We start from the raw sequence: 20,908 nt of genomic DNA on the forward strand, positions 1-20,908 counted from the left end.
AATCTCTTGGGCCGCCCCAAAATAAAAGACGAATATCAACAGCCATCCTCAATATGTACTTCATCCTAATAACTATTTTGAACGAAATTAGAGCAACAAAATGGCCTATACCATAACCAATGTTACTATAAGGGAATCGGTGATTCAAGAAGATGGCCTATAAACGGTTCTAATGATCCGGTTTTCAAACTTTAAACATTTGAATATCCATAACCATTAATTAATATATTTTTATAATCTAATACTTATAGTTTTGTAATATAATTCTTATATTTCCTTTTATTAATTTAAAGGACTTTTGTGATGCTTTTGAGTATTGTCATTCCTGTTCACAATGCATCTTCCTATTTAAAAAGGTGTTTAGATTCTATAATTCATCAAAGCTATCGGCAAATAGAGATAATCCTAGTGGATGATTTTTCTACAGATGATTCTTTAGCTATGATTCGCGAATATGAGGAAAAGGATAATCGTGTCAAGGTGTTTTGTAACCCAAGAAATTGTCGTGCTGGATATACCCGTAACAAGGGTTTGAGAGAAGCTACAGGGGCATATGTTTGGTTCGTTGATGCCGATGACTGGATACCCCAAGGAGCCATATCCGGATTGGTCCGGCATTTGAACAATTCCCCGAAGGATGTGGATCTATTGGTCATGGGGTATACGGACAACTTTGGAGATGCTTATGTGAAATTTGAGAAAAAAACACGACTCCCTCGAAATTTAGGGAGAAACGAGCAGGCCATGCTCAATTTTCTAAACCTTACCAAAGGTTTTTTTAGTTACCCCTTCCTGTACCTATATTCACAGCAGTTGCTCCTACGGCACCAAATACTATTTCCGGAGAATGTGTATTATGAGGACATTTCTTTTGTCGCAATGGCCGTTCATCATGCAAAAAACATCGAGATTTACTCACAGTCTTCCTATAATTATAATTGTGAGCCGCACAACTCCATAACAAGGACCTATTCCAAGGAAAAAATTAGGGATATTATTTCAGCCTACGATAGGTTGTATGAATTTTTGGCTTCCGAGGGACTTATTGAAAAATATAATGATCAATACCTAATGCGTTTTCTTTTACATGGTCTGGGGGCTTGTTTTCAAATGTATTATCAGCTCGATAAAGAGGATCAAAAGGACAATGCACTTAAGGAATTGTTACAATCTTATTTGGTTTCGGATATACTTTCTGACGAAAGCATAATTTATGTTTCTCGGTTAATTGAGGCAATCGATGTTAATGAGGCACTTACAAAGGCCTATCATAGATTAAAACTTGACTTTCTGTGTGATACAAAGAAAAATTGGGTCTATAGTCAGGTAAGTCTCAAGTAAATTCTTCAATTTGATTTTGGATTTGCTGCGGCGTGAAGAAAGGTCATAAAAGATTAGGCCTTTTACTGCGGTTGTGCGTATGAAAACTTATCGAAAATAAAAGCTGCATGAAAAATGTCATACTAACAGTATTTCATGCAGCCGTCGATTAAATATTAATAAGGACCTTGGCAACAAGTACTACAAAAAGTATTTGGAGAACCAAGAAAAACCTGTTGTCTACATCCTGTGGAACAAGTAGGGTCAACAGAGCAGCTACCTACCGGTGTACCGCCTACAACAGTTTTCAATTCTTCGGATTGAAGTAGATTGTCAACTTTTAGATCCAACCCCCTAAAACTTAAATTTTTCATTCGGTAAAACTTTAAAATTTATATTTGTCTTGAACAGTTAAGGACACTCAAGGTTTATGTCCATTCTTCGCGAAAGAATATTGTTCTTGGCCCAAAGTTCTTCTTTGGGCCTTTTTCTTTTTATCCCAGGATTTCCTTTAAATCTTTTGCATTATAGTATTCCATAGGCAATTCATAACCATTTATGAAAAGGGTAGGTGTATGGGCGATTTTCTCTTTTTTGCACCAACCGTACATAGCCTCTATTTTCGCGTCCTGTTGGGCAAGCTCTCCGTTCAATGGATATTTAAGGGCGAAGGCATTATAGTCCTTTTTTGGAGCACTGTACCAATTATCCAAGGCCTGTTGAGTTCTAAGTTCGTTGCCTTGATCATTTATGGCCAATAAATGCCTTACGGGTTTTGCCCTATTGTCCACATGGTTTGTGGATGCCGTAAACAATATCTGTAAATTAATTTTACCCCTGTTTACCAATTCCTCCAGATGGGGATGGGCGGTGGCACAAGGTCCACAATAGGGATTACATACTTTAATGATGTCATATTCGGCCGTATTTCTTTTTAATGAAATTCCCAATCCATTGGGAGCTGTTTCTATTTTCCGAGAAGCAGCAAGTAAACTTGATAGAACCTTGGGATTATTCTTGATTTTTTTGAACCCCCTTTTGTACAAATTCGTTTCCCTTTCCTTATCCAATAGGGGCTTAACAAATTTCCAGAGCAATATAGGTACAATGAGTAGGATGCCAAGTACAGGCAAAGTTTGTAGGACTATAGGATTTTCATAGAAACCGGCAGCATGTCCCAAAATGATCTCTGTGATAAGAATAACCTGTATACCTATACAAAATTTACACCACTGCCCTATAATCATTCCTTGGTAATATGCCGATATCAATAGTATGGGAAACGTTGAAAAACTAAAAAAAGTCAAAATGGCCAAGGACGACATCGAAAATTCCTGTATTGGAAGATACAGGAAAGTGGCGAAAAAATAGGAGAGGCCCAATACACCTAGGCTCAGGGATCCATTAAAAAGTCGGGCATGTTTTGAGTTCAATACCGCATGGCAATCCACCTTTTTACCTCCCGAACAAAGAGCTTGCAGTTTTGGGTTGTACTGGTCAACCTCAAACCATAATAACGCCGCCCCAACAAGCAATCCACCAACTTTAAGCAAGGTATAGACCAATGTGTAAACAATGTTTTCCGGTTTCGCTGTTATATCGGAATTGAAAAGGGTATTCGAGACCCAAATTATGAGAAGTAGAAGGAGCAATGCGCTAAGGGATTGTGCTAGTCTAATCGATGATAGTTTTTTATCTATTCCAGGCTCGCTTATAGTTTCGGTCTTATCTACCAACAAGCATATCCCGGTCCATTTTTTCAAAAAGCTTTCCTTTGATTCGTGCTTTAGCGTATTTGAATCATCATAAAAAGAAACGGAATCCTCCATACAGCGGTTCAATACCCAGAAAACCGGGCTCTCCTCCTTTTTAACCTGTACAATACAGGGTAGGGGAAGTTCCGGTAACCGGGTCTTATCTATCTTAGCGGACAAATTCTTCAGACTATACGTGTTTAATGCATCGGATACGGCCAATAGACTGGTATGATCAGGATGGGAAAGTATGGTATCCTCTATATGGGACTTGGTATTTCTAACCTGTAGTAAGTCCAGAATTTTGCGGGTAACGAATACTGTGTTGTTCATAAAAAATTATAGTCTAAATAGTATGATAAAAGAAAGTAATTTCTTGTTAAATATAGTGAATTGCAAAAACAACTTTTGTTAAATCCGAAAAAGATTTATCACATCAGAATATGCGTGAACTATTGGATACAATTGGGCCCTAGGTGATAGTGGATTTGGAATTGATGTAACGATTTTTAAGGGCGTTATTTGAAGGACAATTAACATGTCCACGCATACATTATGATTTTTTTAACACCGTAACTTAAATCGATTGTTTTAGATTTGTAAATTGTGAAAGGTTCGTTAAAGCATATAAGTGTATTCTTCCTTGTTGGCATGTTGTTTGCCAAGATAACCGCTTTTCACGTCTATGAGCATCATGATGTTGAAAATGATACGGTGGACCAATGCGAACTTTGTATTTTGGCCATCGACAATCAGCAGTCAGAAACCACCTCGTTTTCTTTTGTTGCACTTGATCAACCTTCTTTCTTATGGGATTATGAACCGAGGGTATTCTTCTCTAGTATTCAGATTCCCAAGACACAACTGGAATCCCATCATTGCTCCAGGCCCCCGCCTTCAGTCATTTAGTCAACTCTTTCCTTGTCTTTTTATCTTGATAAGATAAGACGTTGATTTCTTGGTGTTTCACTAAGATTTTATAGCAATACTACTTTCCAAATTCAAATCAAATTTTGATAGTTGGCATCCAAAGGTTAAAGTAGTTGTATTCTTAAATCCAAGATTTTACTAAAAACGATTAACTCTAATATCCTTATAATTATTACTATGAAAACAATTAAATTCTTATCGGCTTTGGCCTTAACGGGCTTTGTTTTAACCTCTTGTTCGGATGACGACGATGCTCCGGATCCTGTAAATGAAGAAGAGACCATTACAACTATGACGGTTACTATGGTTCCGCAAGGCGGCGGTACTACCGTAACTTTGATTTCTCGGGATTTGGATGGTGACGGCCCTGATGCACCGGATATTGACATTTCGGGAAGTCTTGCGGAAAACACCATTTATGACGGTGGGATAGTTTTATTGAACGAGACAGAAACACCGGCGGAAAACGTCAATGAAGAAATTGAGGGAGAGGCTGCCGAACATCAGTTCTTTTTCGTGGTGGGGGGAGCATTGAATGCCACAACCGCTTACGGCGATGACGAATCGGATTACGTATCCGAGGAGACGGGAGAAAATTTCACGACCACAAATCCAGTAGGAATTGTGTTTACCCTTACTACCACCGATGCAAGCTCGGGAACCTTGGCGGTAACATTGCGCCACGAGCCCAAAAAACCCAATGATGGTTCTTTGGCCGATGCCGGGGGAGAGACCGACATCACCCAGACGTTCAGTTTGACCATCGAATAAGGACGGGTTTTCCGTCTATATCTAATTAAAACTAGGGAGTGGATAAGCTCCACTCCCTTTTTCAATGGGAAGTACCAAGACAAAAAAATGGTTTGGGATACTATTGACAACCGTACTTTTACTTCAGTTGTCATACCATACCCTGCATGTCTTAACTTCTCATGTTTTTAGTTCATGTGATCATCACAGTGTACATGACACCCAAATTGAAGAACAATCCTTTTCCTGCGAACTGTGCGCAAAATTATTGGGTCAAACCGTTTACCTATGGTTTTGCACACTAATCCTTTTAGGGTTCGTAGCGGCCTTTGCAATTATAAGCGTACAAGACCCCTATTTTAGGCCCAGAACCCTGGCCATTCGCTCTTTGAGAGGCCCTCCCTCGCCCACATTCTAAAGATACTCCTGCTGTTCAAGACATCTCTCTTGAATACTGAAATTCAACGCTTTGCAATCTAAATATTTGTTGTAGAGTGGTTATGATATGATATCATTTTATTTTAAAAACCATTAATAATGGCAAAATTGCCCGTAACCGTATTGAGTGGTTTTTTGGGCGCGGGTAAGACCACGCTGCTCAACCACATCCTGCATAACAAAGAGGGCCTTAAAGTGGCCGTCATCGTCAATGATATGAGCGAGGTAAATATCGATGCCCAACTCGTACAGAACGAAAATACCCTTTCCCGTACCGAGGAAAGGCTTGTCGAAATGTCGAATGGCTGTATCTGCTGCACACTTCGGGAAGACCTGATGGTGGAGGTAGAAAAATTGGCAAAGGAGAACAGGTTTGACTATTTATTGATAGAAAGTACCGGTATCTCCGAACCCATTCCCGTGGCGCAGACCTTTAGTTTTGCCAGCGAGGACGGCAGTATTGACCTGAGCCGATTCAGTTATATCGACACCATGGTCACGGTAGTGGACACTTTTAATTTCCTAAAGGATTTTTCAAGCCCGGATTACCTCGCTTCCCGTAACTTGACTGATATGGAGGGCGACGATCGCACCATTGTGAACCTTTTGACGGATCAAGTAGAGTTCGCCAATGTAATCTTATTGAACAAGGTTGATTTAGTTACGGAGGAAGAACTACGGAACCTCTACGATATGTTACACAAGTTAAACCCTAGTGCACGAATTCTTCCTACTAAAAATTCAGAAGTACCCCTACGGGAAGTATTGAAGACGGGCCTGTTCGATTTCGAAGAGGCCGAAACCTCGGCCGGTTGGATACAAGAGCTTCAGAACGATCATGTTCCGGAGACCGAGGAATATGGAATCGGCTCGTTCGTGTTTCGCAATAAGCGGCCTTTCCACCCTAAACGTTTCCTGGACTATGTAAACAACCATTTCCCCCCGAACGTCATCCGCAGCAAGGGCTTGTTTTGGTTATCCTCACGGCCGGACCAAGCGTTGGTATGGAGTACGGCGGGTGGTTCTACAAAAGTAGATCCTGCCGGGGTCTGGTGGGCTTCCATGCCCTTTTCGGAACGCATTAACTATGCTTCTTTTGTTAACAACCAAAAACTGATCGAGTCGGAATGGGCCACTCCCTTCGGAGACCGGAAGATAGAACTTGTCTTGATTGGGCAACATCTTGATGTTCCCTCAATAACCAAACAACTTGAAGAATGTTTGCTTAGTGATAGGGAAGTCATCGATTGGAAAAGGGGAAATTTCCCTACTACGGATGATTGGCCCATAGAAAACTATCAACATACAAACGCATAAATTAAAAGATATGATTATCACGAACAATCTCACAAAGGAATATGGCGACCAAACTGCCCTTGACCATCTAAACCTTAACGTAAAGGAAGGCGAAATCTATTGCCTTCTCGGGGCCAATGGCGCTGGAAAAACTACCACTATCAACTTGTTGTTAGGCTTTATCGAGCCTACGTCGGGCAGTGCTTTCATCAACCAATTGAACGTTCAGGAAAACCTAAGGACCACTAAACGATTTTTGGCGTACATACCGGAAAATCTGATGCTTTATCCTAGTCTCACTGCGGTGGAAAACTTGGATTACTTTTCGGGAATCGCAGGAAAAAAATTGTCCGATTCTGATTTAAGGGGATTCTTAAAGGAAGCCGGGTTGCAGCTGGAAGCCTTTGATAAGCGTATTTCAACCTTTTCAAAAGGGATGCGCCAAAAAGTGGGTATTTCAATTGCCCTGGCCAAAGAGGCCAAAGTACTCCTATTGGATGAACCCACCTCGGGCTTGGACCCCAAGGCCAGTAACGAATTTGGTTTGTTACTCCAAAAGTTACGAGCTAGGGGCGTGGCCACCTTGATGGCCACACACGACCTATTTAGGGCCAAAGAGGTGGCCACACATATCGGTATCATGAAGGATGGCCAGTTAAAGGAGCAGTTTATGGCCGATGATATATCCCTATCGGAATTGGAGGATTCCTATCTACACGCCATGGCGTATAAAGAACTTGCCATATGATTTTAATGACATTTTTAAAGGAAACCAGGGAATTGCTTCGTGATGGACGTGTTCGTCTTGCCTTTTTCATTGTAATCTTACTGTTAGGCGTAGCTGTATGGATAAGTGCCCGGCAGTATGAAAATGTGAACGAACAATACGAGGCGGCCAAGACGGCCGAGCGCACCATATGGGACAGCCAAGGTGAAAAGAACCCACATTCTGCAGCTCACTATGGTACCTACGCCTTTAAACCCAAATATCCCTTGTCCTTAGTGGACCAGGGAGTGGATAAGTATGCGGGAACTTCTATTTTTTTGGAAGCCCATAAACGCAACGAGGCCCAATTCAGTGCTGCGGCAGACCAAACAGGTCTAGCCCGTTTTGGAGACTTGACCCCTGATTTTATTTTACTGTTCATCATTCCTTTGCTTATAATTCTTTTAGGGTACAATAGTTTTACCAAAGAGCGGGAAATGGGCACCTTGACCTTGTTAAAGAGTCAGGGAATTTCCACTTGGAAATGGATACTGGGAAAGTGGATGGCTCTATTCATTCCCATTCTTGTCATCACGGCCATCTTGTTTCTTGTGGCTGGCCTACTATTGAGCGGACTAAAGGATTTTGGCATATTCAATTGGAATGCTTTGTTTGTAATGTTTGCGGTATATGTAGGGTACTACGTTGTTTTCATCAATATAGTTCTATTAATATCCGCAAATACAAAAAAATCCGGTGTTTCCCTGGTAGTTTCACTTTGTGTATGGATTATTGCCTGTCTGGCGGCACCTAAGGCTGCAAGTAATGTAGCCGAGGCCAAGCATCCGTATCCCACCCGTCAGGAATTTGCGGCCAACGTTTTGAAGGATAAAAAAGAGGGGCTGGATGGTCATAATCCTTGGAGCAAGGAAGCCAAACGATTACAAGAGACAGTACTGGCAGAGTACGGCGTGGACAGCCTCCATCAACTTCCCTTTAACTTTGATGGGTATCGAATGCAGAAAGGTGAGGAGCATGAGGCAGAGGTATATTTTAAGCACTACAATTACCTTAAGGAGCAGTTTGTACAACAATCTGCCGTTTATAGAGGGTTGGCGGCCATTTCACCCTATCTGCCCGCGCGTTTTTTGAGTATGGCCATCGCCCAAACGGATTATGCGACGCACTGGGAATTTGCCGATGCCGCCGAAGAATACAGAATTGCTACCCAAAAATTTCTGAACGATAATTTTGCCGAGAATTCCGAGTATGGCAATTGGGGCTATCGGGCCGATGCCGATTTCTGGAAGAACCTGCCAGCCTTTGACTATGACCCGCCAGAACTTGGTTCCATTCTCTCCCGCAATACTTCCAATTTAGGAATTTTAGGTCTATGGCTACTGGGTTCCTTTAGTCTGCTATTGTTCACTACCAAAACCATTTGATATGTTAACGTATAATTTTAAGTATGAATTAAAGCTACTCTTACGCAGCCGTTGGATACAACTACTAAGTGTAATACTGTTAGTACTCTTCGGATTTTCGGCCTTTAATGGAAGGCAAAAGGTAGAGAAACGCCAAAGCGATATTACCGCTGCCCATTCCGAAATGCGGGAGAATGATGCCATGATGCTCATACTTCTAGACTCGGTTGAGCACGGTCTTGAAGTAAGCGTGCCCTATTGGACCGTTCCCTCTAGCCCCATGGCCTTAGGTAACTATTACCCCAGGGTAGCGGCCATGGAGCCTCAGCCCCTGGCATTTGTGTCTACCGGGCAGGCCGACCTTTTTACCCATTATATAAAACCAACGGCCACCGGGGATGACAATGCCCTTAACTTTACTGAAATGACCAGTCCCGTTCAATTGTTGTTCGGTAGTTTTGACCTGGCCTTTGTCATCATATACTTGCTGCCATTGCTCATTATTGCCTTTTCCTATAATGTGCTTTCGGCCGAAAAGGAGAGCGGCTCTATTCGGCTTTTGGCCGCTCAGCCCATAACCATTCAAAAATGGGTGATGCAAAAACTGGGGCTGCGTTTTTTTTGGATGGCGATATTGGTCATGGTTACATTGACTTTGGCATTCCTGCTCATTGGTATTAATATCATAGCACAGGCAACTTCTTTTCTAGGATTTTTGGCCCTGGTATTGGTTTATATGCTCTTCTGGTTTACCCTCGCATTTTTGGTTAATCTACAAGCCGGTAGCTCGGCAAAGAATGCAGTCGCCTTACTTGGGCTATGGGTGGTATTTGTACTTTTTGTTCCCTCGGTCCTAAACCAATTGGGAAACACAATTTATCCTATGCCATCGCGTACCTTAATGATCAATGAAATGCGCAACTTAAAAGCGGAAGTCGCCAAAAAACAAGATGAGATACTGGACAACTTTTTGCGGGATCATCCGGAATATGCCTTAAACGATACAAGCCAATCACGTGGATTTTACCATCGTTATATGGCTTCTCAAAAGCTGATAAAGGAAGAATTGTCCCCAGTCGTCCAAAAGTATGAAGAACAACTGCAGAAACAACAGGACTGGGTAGGGCGTTTTAAATGGATTTCCCCGGCTATCATTGCCCAGGAATCCTTGAACCAAATAGCGGGCACTTCTACTAAGGACTATGCGGACTTTAGAAAACAGGTCATTGCCTTTGCGGAGACCTGGCGAGAACATTTGACACCTTTTTTATACAACAATAGAGACTTTTCCCAAAAGGATTATCCCAATCTTCCAAAGTTTGAATACGCACCTATGGATTCCAATAAATGGGCGGCATTACCGTGGCTTGTATTCATTTCCATGGGTCTCCTAGGACTTGGATTTTTTGGTTCGACCATTTGGCAAAAAAGTTCAGTTTTATCCGATTACTAAAATGGTGCGAATGGTCATTGTTGTCTTTATGATTACGTCCAAAGGCTTATTGTCTCAAGAACTACTTGTTTCAGGACGGGTGGTAGACCAAAACGGTATTCCACTCCTTGGCGTTACGGTACAGTTACTCCCGGATGAAGACTATACCAGCACCGATACCTCTGGGTATTTCAGTGTTTCCGTGGATGCCGAAGGAGAGCATACGTTGCGATTTTCGTCTATCGGTTTTCAGACCATAAATAAGAGCATCGATATAAAAAGGAATCGCCCTGTTCATATAGAGGTGGTTCTTTCGGAAGAGACCGAAACACTGGATGGTGTTACGGTAACGGGCAAAACAAAAACTCAGGAACTTCGTGAAAGTACGGTCAATGTCTCGGTGATGCAGACAGAACAGTTTTTTACCCGAAATACAAACACCAGCGACATCATAAAACAGATTCCCGGCGTAGTGGTTCGACAGACTGGAGGTTTTGGAAGCAATGCCGAAGTATATCTCAATGGGATGACTGGCAAATCCGTGCCCTTTTTTCTTGATGGCATTCCTTTGTCCTACTATGGTTCCGGTCTCGGACTGAACGTACTTCCGGCCAGTCTCATGGATCAAATTGAAGTATATAAAGGAGTGGTGCCCGTGCATCTTGGAGCGGATGCATTGGGCGGAGGTATTAATGTCATTACCCGAAAATCCTATAAGAACTATTTGGACGCTTCTTACTCCGGAGGATCCTTCAACAGTCATAAAATCAATGTAAACGGGCAATGGGTACATCCGGAAAAGCAGTGGGTCATCGGAATCAATTCATTCTATAACCATTCCGATAATGATTACAAGGTGGATATTGAGATTCCAGATGAGTTCGGTAACCCCAACCCCGCTACCGTTAGACGTTTTCATGATGGGTTTTCCAATTATTTAGTGGGTCTGTATGGGGGTGTTTTTGATAAAACATATGCCGACCGTCTGATTTTAAGCGTCCGTTACTCGGGATTGGAAGATGATATTCAGCACAATGCCATTATGGCCCAACCCTATGGAGAGGTAACCTATGATGAAGCTACCATAGGAACTTCGCTTGAATATGAGAAAAAGGAAATCCTCAAGAAAACCGATGTAAAATGGTACGGGGCCTATAATAAGACCCGCGGACATTTTGTGGATACTACCCTGAACGTATACACCTGGGACGGAAGAGTCTTTGATCGCCGTACCGATGGCGGCGAAATCTCTACCTCTAGAAATCTATTGGAACTTAATAGCAAGAATGTACTCGGGAGGCTCAATATAATCCATTCCCCATGGAAGAAGGGAAGATTCACGTTTAACGTCTTTTCGGCTTGGTTCAGAAGAGTAGGCGAAGACCCGGTGGCCGCCGAATTTTATGGAGAGGATTTTTTTGCAAACCCCACCGTTCTCTTTAAAAATGCTACAGGTTTTGCTTACGAACACGACTTTTCCGAAAAGTTGACAAGTTATTCTGCGGTAAAACATTTTTGGCTGGATGCCGAGGGATATGCCATTCAAAACCTTGAATTTGTACCTAATGCACAGGAAGTTTCCAATTTTGGTTTTCTTCAGTCCCTTCGTTACTACATTACGAAGGATTTTTTGGTCAAGGCTTCTTATGAATATGCTACAAGACTTCCGGATGAATTTGAACTTTTTGGGGATTTTACAATCATCCGCCCCAATCCCTTCCTTGAACCGGAGCAAAGCCATAATCTAAATCTTGGACTACAATGGAACCATTCAAAAATAAACTGGGATGCTAACTTTTTTTATCGTGATACCGATAATATCATTTGGCTAAGGACTTCACAGTTTTTTGCCCAGTATCAGAATCTATTGAAGGCACGAACCTTCGGAGCAGATATGGAAGTTCGTCTGCGTCCTTTCGAATTTCTCCAGATTACGGCCAATGCTACCTATCAGGATTTGAGAAACCGTTCCCCGAGAAGTGTAACCGGGGCAGTGGATGATCGCTATTTCAATGCACGTTTGCCCAACATTCCATATCTGTTCGGAAATGGCGAAGTGCGCTTTAACAAGAAAGACCTGCTGGGCCCGGGTAATGTATTCTCTACCTGGTGGTCTGGTAGCTACGTGAACGAGTTTTTCCTTTTTTGGGAGGTCGATGGCAACAGGGATTTCAAAAATACCATCCCTTCACAGTTCGTACAGAATGTAGGGGTATCCTATACCGCATGGGCCAATAAAGCTACAGTATCCTTGGAATGTACCAACCTACTGGATGAAAAAGTATTTGACAACTTTAGCGTACAACGGCCTGGCAGGGCTTTTTACGTAACACTAAGAACATTTTTAAATTAAACCTATACACTTAAATCCAAGCAAAATGAAAAAAGTATTTTTTAAGAATTGGCAACTTCTTTTAATTCTGGCACTAATGGGAATCGTCTCGTCTAGTTGCAGTAGTGACGATAATGATCCCCCTGTAGTTGACAGTACGCCAACGCCAGATCCTACACCTGATCCAACCCCGGATCCTGTAGTGGTCAATTTTGGACTATCCACCGTCGGGGGGGCTTTCCCCAACCAAACTACTTATATCCAAGGACTTACCGATTTGGATTTCACTACTATAGGCAACGACATGGCCACAGAATTGGCGGCCAATGGCGGAGCGGGGACGGTATCGTATAACAAGGCACTTTATACCTCACCTTTTGGTGCACCCGCTACGCTGGTCAAGTATGTGTTTGATGATGAAGGGAACGCTGTGGAGGAAGAGCGCATAGTGGTTCCCGGTGCAAACGTTTTCTCTACCCTGTATTTTGAAAGTGAGACCGTTGCCTATGGCTCAGTGGCCGGAGGTATTTCAAAATTGATCGTATTTGATCCAAGTACTATGCGTATAACCGATGAGGTGTCCCTAAGTTCGGTGACCAGCAGATTTCCCGAAGCTACTCGCACGTATTATCTGGACATGATGGAGAGGGACGGTAAATTGTTTATGGGAGTGCACTATGAGAACAACTTTGTTCCTGTGAATGATTCCGCCTATGTGGCGGTTATTGATCTGGACTCAAGAGCGGTAGAAAAGGTAATTTCAGATGAAAGAACAGGAATGGTTTTTGGCGGACCATCTTCCAATTCGGGAATGGTTAAGGCAGACAACGGGGATATTTATGTACACGGCCTAGGAACTACAATGAGTGGAGGAAGTAGCCCCAGCGGTCTGTTAAGAATTGCAAACGCACAGACTTCTTTCGATCCTGATTACTTTCTTGACTTGAATACGGCCACAGGCAATGTATGTTATGGAATTAACTTGATGCCCAATGGCCGTGCCTTTACATCCAGGGTAGAGGATGAAAGCGACTTTTTTGAATTTCTTACCGGTGAACCCCAATTCAAATACGTGGAGCTTGATCTAGAGAACCGTACAAGTATTGGCGAGGTAGCGGACCTTCCTATCACATATGCATCAAGGAGTATGATCATACGTCCAAATTCAGGAGATGAACTGCTTTTCTCTACGGCCACCAATGATGAAAATGCGGTGTATAGTTTCGATGCGGCAACGGGCTCGGTAAGCAAAAAATTTGTATCGACCGGAGGATTCATCAACGGTCTGGAGCTATTGAATTAAGCAAGTGTTGCTAGAAAGCGATAAACTATCGAATAAGAAAACGCTTTGAATACCTAAGACTGGTTGATTGCTCTGTTAAAAAACCATTTGGAAAATGCGTAAACTGATACTTATTGCGCGGAAAGAAATCAAGATAGCCCTACGGGAAAAGCTTATCGTTTCCCTTGGGCTGCTGATTTCATTACTGTTGATGGTAGCATTATATGCGGGGTACCTTGCCTATAAGCAGCAAAAGGAAGCCATTATTCAAACACGTGCCGAGAAAAGACAGCAATGGCTTGAACAGGGCGATAAGCACCCACACATCGCCGCGCATTACGGAACCTTTGCCTTTAAGCCAAAGACCATTTTCAGTCTTTTCGATTTTGGATTGGACACATTCACGGGTACATCCGTATATCTAGAGGCACACCACCAACATGAGTTTATGTTCCGGCCCGCCCAAGACCATAGTAGCATGATTCGGTTTGGGGAATTGAGCGCGGCCATGGTATTGCAAGTACTGCTTCCTTTGCTTATTATCTTTCTTGCTTTCGCTTCTTTTACCCGGGAGCGCGAAAGTGGCACATTACGATTGTTGATTAGCCAAGGCGTTTCCTACCGAACGCTTATTTGGGGAAAGGTATTGGCTTATACCATCATGATTACGGCCCTTTTGTTGCCCTTTTTACTTGGAACAAGCCTACTCGCCACTTCCGGAGTCCGGTCAGAAACCATTTCGGACGTAACTGTTAGAGCGCTGTTGTTGTTTTTGCTTTATGGCATTTACCTATTCCTGTTTATTTCCTTTTCCGTATGGGTCTCTTTCCGTTCATCCACCGGAAAGAACGCTCTTTTAACATTACTTACGGTTTGGATTTTTTTCACCATGCTGATGCCCAAAACAGTGGCCAATATGAGTGAAAATTTTTACAAGTCGCCTTCCATGAGGGTTTTCAAGGCCCAAATACAGGATGACATTGCCAACGGAATGGATGGAAACACCCCGCGCTCGGCGCGAATGGCCAAATTGGAAAAGGAATACTTAGATAAATACGATATCGATTCCGTACAGCAATTACCGTTCAATTTTGAAGGGGTAAGTATGCAAGCCGGAGAAGAATTTAGTAACAGCGTCTATGACCATCATCTGGGGAATCTAAGGAATATTTTTTCCAAGCAGGACCGTCTAGCCAGTCTATCCAGTCTCTTGAATCCCTATTTGATCGTTCAGCACCTTTCCATGGGACTTGCCGGAACCGATATTCACACGAGTCTACATTTTGAGGATGAAGTAGAGCAGTATCGTAGAGGTTTGGTCAAGGAAATGAATAATGATATGGCCCAAAATTCCCGATATGGGGAGTTTTACGAGTATAAGGCAGGGTCCGATTTATGGCGGCGTATCAAAGATTTTTCCTATCGATCTCCCAAGGCCCTTGACATACTGAAGAATTATAAAACGGAGCTGACCTCTTTGTTGATTTGGCTGACCTTGGTATTGATACTATTAAGTTTCCCGGATAGAAAAACTACAAGGCTGTTATGAGTGTAACGTTCAAGACCATAGTCCAATATGAGTGGAGAACTTTTCTCCGCAATCGCCATCTGGTTCTTATGTTGATGGTTTTATTCCTATTTGGGGTTTATGCGATCTATTACGGCCAATCGGAAATTAATACCCAGCGGGAAACCATTGAAGCTATTGTTGACCTAGAGCAGGAAGAATTTGCCAACTACAAGGCCAGCTTTGCCAAAGAAAGGGAAACCCTTGAGCAGGAACGGACGCATGACATTGCCTCTAGGCCCTCTTTTGCATGGTACCGGCATGGTTATCACGCCATTTTGTCCCCACATGACTATGCTGCACTGTCCATTGGTCAACGCGACCTTTTTCGCTATTACTATCGCCTTACGGGAATGAGTCTTCATTACCAGCTCTTTGAAAATGAAATTGCCAACCCGGCCAATCTGATGGCGGGAAACTTTGACCTGTCTTTTGTACTCATTTATCTGTTTCCACTTTTAATTATCGTTTTCTGTTACGGATTGTTTTCGGCGGAACGAGAGAATGGCACGCTACCATTATTGCTGGTACAATCGGTTAGCATTCGAAATATTATTTTGATTCGATTGGCATTCTATTTTGTACTGATCGTTAGTCTTGCCCTTTGTATTTCGTGTATCGGTTTGGTGACATCGGGCAATCCGTTGGACAAGAAAAACCTAGGGCCCGCAATTATCTGGTTGTCCGGAGTATTCCTGTATTGCGCATTTTGGTTTGCCTTGATGTTCCTTATCATCAGTTGGCGTAGAAGTTCAGCTTTTAATGCCATGGTGGCCGCTGGCCTTTGGTTATTGTTCCTGATTGTTGCTCCAGGAATATTGAACATAGTCGTTACCTCAAAATATCCACTTAGCAGCGCAACTCTGGCCGGTCTGACTCGAAGGACAGGTCTTGAAAATGAAAATGATGAAAATGAGTCACGGGAAGTAATTATGGAATTCCTTGCACATCAGCCCAAACTTAAGGGCAGCGATAGCTTAATCCGTAATAATACCCTTGCCAAGGCGTACGCCGCTTTTACATCCTTAAAGGATATCAATAGTAAGGCTGAGGTCGATCGATACTCTCAACAGGTAATGAACAGAAATAAATGGTCGGGCGGTTATTATTGGCTCAGCCCGGCCGTGAATCTACAAAATATAATGGCACAGGTGGCCGAAACCGATTTGAGGACATTCCTGCGATTTCAGGAAGCCCTAACGCACTTTCATGAGAGTATCACGGATTTTTACTTTCAAAGACTCTTTTGGGACAAACCCATACACCTCAAAGACTATTCACACCTCCCTTCCTTCAAAATGCAGAGTGACCCTTTAAATAAGAATAATGATTGGACGGGACTGGTTACAATGGCTTTGTCCGCTGCAGTAGTATTTTTTATGGGATGGGTAATCATGAACAAAAAGATGCCTTTATGAAAAAGAATAGGAGACAGTTCATTTACGAATCCTTTACGGGATTGGTTACCATGACCATGGGTCCGTATGTATTAGGTCAAAATCACGTTTTCGCCAGTAGATCGTATGATAGTAAACCTTGGATAGAACTATCCAAGGCCGCTTATCTGCACAATGCTTTGCAAATAGGTAAAATGGTAGGGGGGAAGCCCATCATAGCAGTACTGAAAAATAACGCCTACGGTCTAGGTGATGTTGAAGTAGCGAAAATTTTGGAAGGCTCATCGTCCATCATAGCGGTTGCTTTGGTAAAGGATGAGCGGGCCATCGCTTTAAGAGCAGCTGGATTTTCAAAACCCATCTTGCTCATGGGAGATTTTGATAGCGTAAGCGCCAACACTCTTCTAGAACGGGAAATCACTTTAAGTATTTTTTCAAAAACTTCCTTCAAAAAAATAAATGAGCTTGCCCTAGGTACAAATAAGGCCATAAAGGTTGCACTCTATATAGATACCGGTTTGGGTAGAATGGGCATTCCCTTTAAGGAAGCGGTACATATAGGAGAAGAAGTTGCCAAAAATAATAGGTTATCGATTACCCATACCTTCTCCACATTGACTACGCCAAAAGACTTTGCGGAACAGCAAATTAAGCGTTTTGAGGAAATTATAAGGAAATTGAACGGAAAAGGAATAACAACCGGGATAAAGCATTTGGCTCCGTCGCTTTCGCTTTTAGACCTGCCAAAATCGCATCAAGAAGCAGTGCGACCCGGTATTTTGCTACATGGTTCCTTTCCCTTGGTCAATAGGCCCGAAGCCAAAAACTATCCACTTCAAGTACCGTATCGGCTCAAAGCCCCGATAATCCGTCTCGAAAAATTGAAGACAGGTGACACCATTGGTTTTTCCCGATTCTACAAAGTAGAACAAGACGAATGGATTGCCACACTCCCTTTGGGTTGGGCAGATGGTTATGATAGTGGAGCGGAAAATGGGGCCATGGTTTTATTGGCAGGTGAGCTCTATCCCGTCGTAAATGTAAATGCCAGCCATACCAATGTTTCGCTCGGATCTAAAACGAAAATTAGGGTAGGGGACGTAGCTACCTTGATTGGTCCAGAGCGACCGGAAATTACCCCGGAAGGCTTTGGCAAGCTGATAAAGGGGCACAACTATTTACAAATCAATTACAAGGAATCCATCCCTAAAAAGACATATGAAAGTTTTTAGCCTCCTAATTCTACTCTGTTTCACGCACCCAGCTCTTGGTCAAGGAAATTATTTTGGGCTTAAAGATGGCACCAACCTCTATGTTGAGGAAACAGGTAAAGGGGAAACACTTCTGTTCATTCCCGGTTGGACCATGACCCATCGATTTTTTGAAAAGCAAAAGGAGCACTTCTCTGAGCGATATCACGTGGTCCTATATGACCCCAGAGGGCAGGGGAGGTCGGATAAAACCACCTATAAGAATACGTATGCCCATCACGCGATGGACCTTAGGGAATTGATTTTACAGAAGGACTTGAATGAAATTGTCTTGATTGGCTGGTCCAGTGGCTGCCTTACCCTATACGAATATCTGCGGACATTTGGAGTAGATCGTGTCCGTAAGATGGTGTTTATCGATGAACCTCCCAAATGGATAGGAAATAGAGAGAAAGAATGGGTATATGGAACTTTTGATGATTACCGAAGTAGCCTAAAAGGAATAATTTCAGGGCCTTCGGAACCCAATGACATTATTGATTGGATGCTCAATGATTCCATTGATGACCCCACTAGAAATTGGATGCGAAAGGAAATACGGATGACACCCCCTCATATTGCCCTAAGCCTTTACATAGACGGACTGGTATCGGACTATACAAAAGAAGTGGACCAACTAGAAATACCTTCGGTTTTTATGGTAAGGGATTCCTGGTATGACCAAGCTAACACTTGGCTTAAAATCCATGTCCCCGAGGCAAAAATTAAGGCAATTACCAGTCATGCCATGTTTTGGGAAAGAGCTGAAGAATTCAACACATTATTAGAAGATTTTATCGATTCAAAATAGAAAAATATGAGATTTTTTTACCTCGTTCCATTAGTTTTTTGTTCTGTGGTGGCTTTATCACAAGAGAACCAGAACTTCCCACCGCCAGAAACACCTTTGACCATAAAGGCGGTTAAAGCAACGGGAGATATTAAATTGGATGGCAGACTCTCCGAGACCGATTGGGAAAAAGTAGAAGTTACTTCCGATTTCTTTAGAACGGAACCCAGACAGGGCGGAAAAGTCAAGTACAAAACGGAAGTTCGCTTTCTCTACGACGATAAAAACCTGTACATCGGCGCTTTTTGCAAGGATTCCGTGGGAGTACAAGGAGTGAGGATTCAGGACTTGCGTAGGGATTTCAGCTGGGGGGAAAATGATATTTTTGGCATAGCCCTTGATCCCCAAAATTTGAAACAGTACGCTCAAGGCTTTCAAACTACACCCTATGGAAACCAAAGGGATTTTCAGAATTTTAATGGTAATAATTTTGATACGGGATGGAATACCCTCTGGCGAGTAAGAACACAACGAACCGATACCGGGTATACCGTAGAAATGGCCATCCCCTTCAAAAGTCTACGATACAACCTTCCGGAATCGGGCAATACCGTTGAATTGGGGTTTACTTTGGTACGCTACGCCCGAAGGGATATTGAGGTTTCTACTTTTCCGGCCATTCCCCAGTCGTTTACGCCCTATCGGATGACCTATGCGGCCAAACTTACGGGTATTGAAGCCCCACCACCTTCTACCAATATAAGAGTGGAACCATATGCTTTGTATCAATATGATGAAAACAAAGAAGGGACTGAGCTGCTCGATAAATTGAACGAGCCAAAAATAGGTGCGGATGTTAAGTGGGCCATTGATCCAAAAACGGTACTGGACCTTACGGTAAATACCGATTTTGCCCAAGCTGATGTTGATTTGGCCGTGAATAACTTGGAGCGTTTCAATATATTTTTTCCTGAACGTAGACAGTTCTTTTTGGAAAATTCCGGTATTTGGGCCGGTGGTCTACAACAATCCATTCGCCCCTTTTTTAGTCGGCGAATTGGTCTTCAAGGGGAATTCAATGCCATACCGGCACCCATAGATGTAGGTGCCCGTTTTACCCAGCGAACCGAAAAAAGTGCGTTTGCGGGACTTTTTGTACGTCAACGGGAAACCGAGAACTCGGCCGGGGGCAACTTTGGGGTATTTAGATATCTAAAAAACTATGGCAGAGAAAACAATGTGGGTCTTATGGTTACGCACAGACTTGATGATAGCTATGCCGAACTGGACCTGGAGAGCAATAACAATACTACCATTACACTGGACGGACAAATACGCCCCAAGAGCCAATGGGATGTTCAGTACTTGTTATCCACCTCTATAGATGAGTTTACGGGTAATACCGGCTTTGCCGGACGTATCTTTGTCGGCAACGACTCCAACAAATATTACTATGGGTGGGTCACGGAATATACGGACGCCAACTATAACCCCAGAATGGGTTTTGTACGGCAAAATGATGTTATACGTCACAATCCCGGAGGGTATTATATTTGGAGGCCCAAAAAAATTGATTGGATCAGAAGATGGGATCCGGGGCTGTTTGCCAATTATAATCATGATGCCACCGATCCTAGTAGCTTTCAACAGGCCAATCTTTATATTTTCCCTGTATTCACTTGGTTTAAGGACAATAGTTTTTTGGAAATTTCCACCACCCCGACATGGCAGAATATCAATTTTGATTTTGCGCCCTTAGGTTTGGAGATTGCACAAGACAGATACTTCTATACCCGGTATTTAATCCAGTACAATACAGACCAGTCCAAAAAATGGTCCGGTGATGTTGGCGTAGACTTTGGGGATTTTTACAACGGTACCCGGACCACCATTAACGCTGCAGCCCGATTTGCGCCCATTCCCCATGCCACACTTACGCTCAATTATGAACACAATGATATTAATGGTGTTGGTATAGAACAAGCAGATTTGGATACGGACCTGTATACGGCAAGCCTTAGGCTGGCCTTAAATCCCAGGGTACAACTATCCACTTTTTATCAGTACAATAGTTTTAACGAACAAGGAAGATGGAACGTACGTTTTAGCTGGGAGTATATGCCCTTATCCTTTATTTACTTAGTATTTAACGATACCCAGACCGATATTTTCGATCCCGTTCAGCAGAGCACACAATTCATTAGCAAGATTACTTTTTTAAAACAGTTTTAGGGTTGGCC

At 42.8% G+C, this 20,908-nt stretch carries 15 protein-coding genes; 14 read left to right on the top strand and 1 reads right to left on the bottom strand.

Going from position 1 to position 20,908, the window contains the following annotated elements; all coding sequences use genetic code 11:
- Positions 1-303 precede the first annotated feature (303 nt).
- Entirely contained in the window at positions 304-1,341 is a 1,038-nt protein-coding gene (locus D7Z94_RS24690) for a glycosyltransferase family 2 protein (RefSeq protein ID WP_120714321.1), read from the top strand.
- A gap of 473 nt (positions 1,342-1,814) precedes the next feature.
- Here the strand turns inward: D7Z94_RS24690 and D7Z94_RS24695 are convergent, their stop codons facing one another.
- A complete protein-coding gene (locus D7Z94_RS24695; RefSeq protein WP_120714322.1) occupies positions 1,815-3,407 on the bottom strand; it encodes a vitamin K epoxide reductase family protein in 1,593 nt (530 codons plus the stop codon).
- Positions 3,408-3,680: 273 nt separating this feature from the next.
- On the opposite strand from D7Z94_RS24695, the gene D7Z94_RS24700 reads away from it, so the two are divergent.
- The 13 genes from D7Z94_RS24700 (at position 3,681) to D7Z94_RS24760 (ending at position 20,900) form a co-directional block, all read left to right on the top strand.
- The gene (locus tag D7Z94_RS24700; RefSeq protein ID WP_147415999.1) at positions 3,681-3,983 is read left to right on the top strand and encodes a hypothetical protein; all 303 of its coding nucleotides are present in this window, start codon (positions 3,681-3,683) and stop codon (positions 3,981-3,983) included.
- 198 nt (positions 3,984-4,181) lie between these two features.
- Complete coding sequence (locus D7Z94_RS24705; protein ID WP_120714324.1) at positions 4,182-4,775, top strand: type 1 periplasmic binding fold superfamily protein; 594 nt, start codon at positions 4,182-4,184, stop codon at positions 4,773-4,775.
- 516 nt (positions 4,776-5,291) lie between these two features.
- Positions 5,292-6,509: a GTP-binding protein gene (locus D7Z94_RS24710; RefSeq protein ID WP_120714325.1), complete on the top strand. Its 1,218-nt coding sequence runs from the start codon at positions 5,292-5,294 to the stop codon at positions 6,507-6,509.
- Between the two features lie 10 nt (positions 6,510-6,519).
- The gene (locus tag D7Z94_RS24715) at positions 6,520-7,236 is read left to right on the top strand and encodes an ABC transporter ATP-binding protein (protein ID WP_120714326.1); all 717 of its coding nucleotides are present in this window, start codon (positions 6,520-6,522) and stop codon (positions 7,234-7,236) included.
- Entirely contained in the window at positions 7,233-8,639 is a 1,407-nt protein-coding gene (locus tag D7Z94_RS24720; RefSeq protein WP_120714327.1) for an ABC transporter permease, read from the top strand. Before D7Z94_RS24715 ends, D7Z94_RS24720 begins: the two co-directional genes overlap by 4 nt.
- 1 nt (position 8,640) lies before the next feature.
- Positions 8,641-10,071: a DUF3526 domain-containing protein gene (locus D7Z94_RS24725; protein WP_120714328.1), complete on the top strand. Its 1,431-nt coding sequence runs from the start codon at positions 8,641-8,643 to the stop codon at positions 10,069-10,071.
- Positions 10,072-10,081: 10 nt separating this feature from the next.
- Positions 10,082-12,403: a TonB-dependent receptor gene (locus tag D7Z94_RS24730; protein ID WP_211341857.1), complete on the top strand. Its 2,322-nt coding sequence runs from the start codon at positions 10,082-10,084 to the stop codon at positions 12,401-12,403.
- Between the two features lie 25 nt (positions 12,404-12,428).
- Positions 12,429-13,685 carry a DUF4374 domain-containing protein gene (locus tag D7Z94_RS24735; RefSeq protein WP_211341858.1) on the top strand — a complete coding sequence of 419 codons (1,257 nt, stop codon included), beginning with the start codon at positions 12,429-12,431 and terminating at the stop codon, positions 13,683-13,685.
- 94 nt (positions 13,686-13,779) lie between these two features.
- Positions 13,780-15,213: an ABC transporter permease gene (locus D7Z94_RS24740; protein ID WP_120714329.1), complete on the top strand. Its 1,434-nt coding sequence runs from the start codon at positions 13,780-13,782 to the stop codon at positions 15,211-15,213.
- Entirely contained in the window at positions 15,210-16,649 is a 1,440-nt protein-coding gene (locus D7Z94_RS24745; RefSeq protein ID WP_120714330.1) for an ABC transporter permease subunit, read from the top strand. Before D7Z94_RS24740 ends, D7Z94_RS24745 begins: the two co-directional genes overlap by 4 nt.
- A complete protein-coding gene (gene alr / locus D7Z94_RS24750) occupies positions 16,646-17,860 on the top strand; it encodes an alanine racemase (protein WP_158594723.1) in 1,215 nt (404 codons plus the stop codon). The genes D7Z94_RS24745 and alr overlap by 4 nt, the downstream gene beginning before the upstream one ends.
- On the top strand, positions 17,847-18,689 hold the full coding sequence (locus tag D7Z94_RS24755) for an alpha/beta fold hydrolase (protein ID WP_120714332.1): 843 nt from the start codon (positions 17,847-17,849) through the stop codon (positions 18,687-18,689). Before alr ends, D7Z94_RS24755 begins: the two co-directional genes overlap by 14 nt.
- Positions 18,690-18,695: 6 nt before the next feature.
- The gene (locus D7Z94_RS24760) at positions 18,696-20,900 is read left to right on the top strand and encodes a DUF5916 domain-containing protein (RefSeq protein ID WP_120714333.1); all 2,205 of its coding nucleotides are present in this window, start codon (positions 18,696-18,698) and stop codon (positions 20,898-20,900) included.
- Positions 20,901-20,908: the final 8 nt, after the last annotated feature.

This window comes from Ulvibacterium marinum (assembly GCF_003626755.1).
GTDB classification, from domain to species: Bacteria; Bacteroidota; Bacteroidia; order Flavobacteriales; family Flavobacteriaceae; genus Ulvibacterium; species Ulvibacterium marinum.

Bases quoted from the DNA above. Each gene is read 5' to 3' on its own strand.
- D7Z94_RS24745 (WP_120714330.1), top strand. From the start codon at position 15,210: ATGAGTGTAACGTTCAAGACCATAGTCCAATATGAGTGGAGAACTTTT.
- D7Z94_RS24705 (WP_120714324.1), top strand. From the start codon at position 4,182: ATGAAAACAATTAAATTCTTATCGGCTTTGGCCTTAACGGGCTTTGTT.
- D7Z94_RS24730 (WP_211341857.1), top strand. From the start codon at position 10,082: ATGGTCATTGTTGTCTTTATGATTACGTCCAAAGGCTTATTGTCTCAA.
- alr (WP_158594723.1), top strand. From the start codon at position 16,646: ATGAAAAAGAATAGGAGACAGTTCATTTACGAATCCTTTACGGGATTG.
- D7Z94_RS24720 (WP_120714327.1), top strand. From the start codon at position 7,233: ATGATTTTAATGACATTTTTAAAGGAAACCAGGGAATTGCTTCGTGAT.
- D7Z94_RS24740 (WP_120714329.1), top strand. From the start codon at position 13,780: ATGCGTAAACTGATACTTATTGCGCGGAAAGAAATCAAGATAGCCCTA.
- D7Z94_RS24755 (WP_120714332.1), top strand. From the start codon at position 17,847: ATGAAAGTTTTTAGCCTCCTAATTCTACTCTGTTTCACGCACCCAGCT.
- D7Z94_RS24710 (WP_120714325.1), top strand. From the start codon at position 5,292: ATGGCAAAATTGCCCGTAACCGTATTGAGTGGTTTTTTGGGCGCGGGT.
- D7Z94_RS24715 (WP_120714326.1), top strand. From the start codon at position 6,520: ATGATTATCACGAACAATCTCACAAAGGAATATGGCGACCAAACTGCC.
- D7Z94_RS24695 (WP_120714322.1), bottom strand. From the start codon at position 3,407: ATGAACAACACAGTATTCGTTACCCGCAAAATTCTGGACTTACTACAG.
- D7Z94_RS24690 (WP_120714321.1), top strand. From the start codon at position 304: ATGCTTTTGAGTATTGTCATTCCTGTTCACAATGCATCTTCCTATTTA.
- D7Z94_RS24760 (WP_120714333.1), top strand. From the start codon at position 18,696: ATGAGATTTTTTTACCTCGTTCCATTAGTTTTTTGTTCTGTGGTGGCT.
- D7Z94_RS24735 (WP_211341858.1), top strand. From the start codon at position 12,429: ATGAAAAAAGTATTTTTTAAGAATTGGCAACTTCTTTTAATTCTGGCA.
- D7Z94_RS24725 (WP_120714328.1), top strand. From the start codon at position 8,641: ATGTTAACGTATAATTTTAAGTATGAATTAAAGCTACTCTTACGCAGC.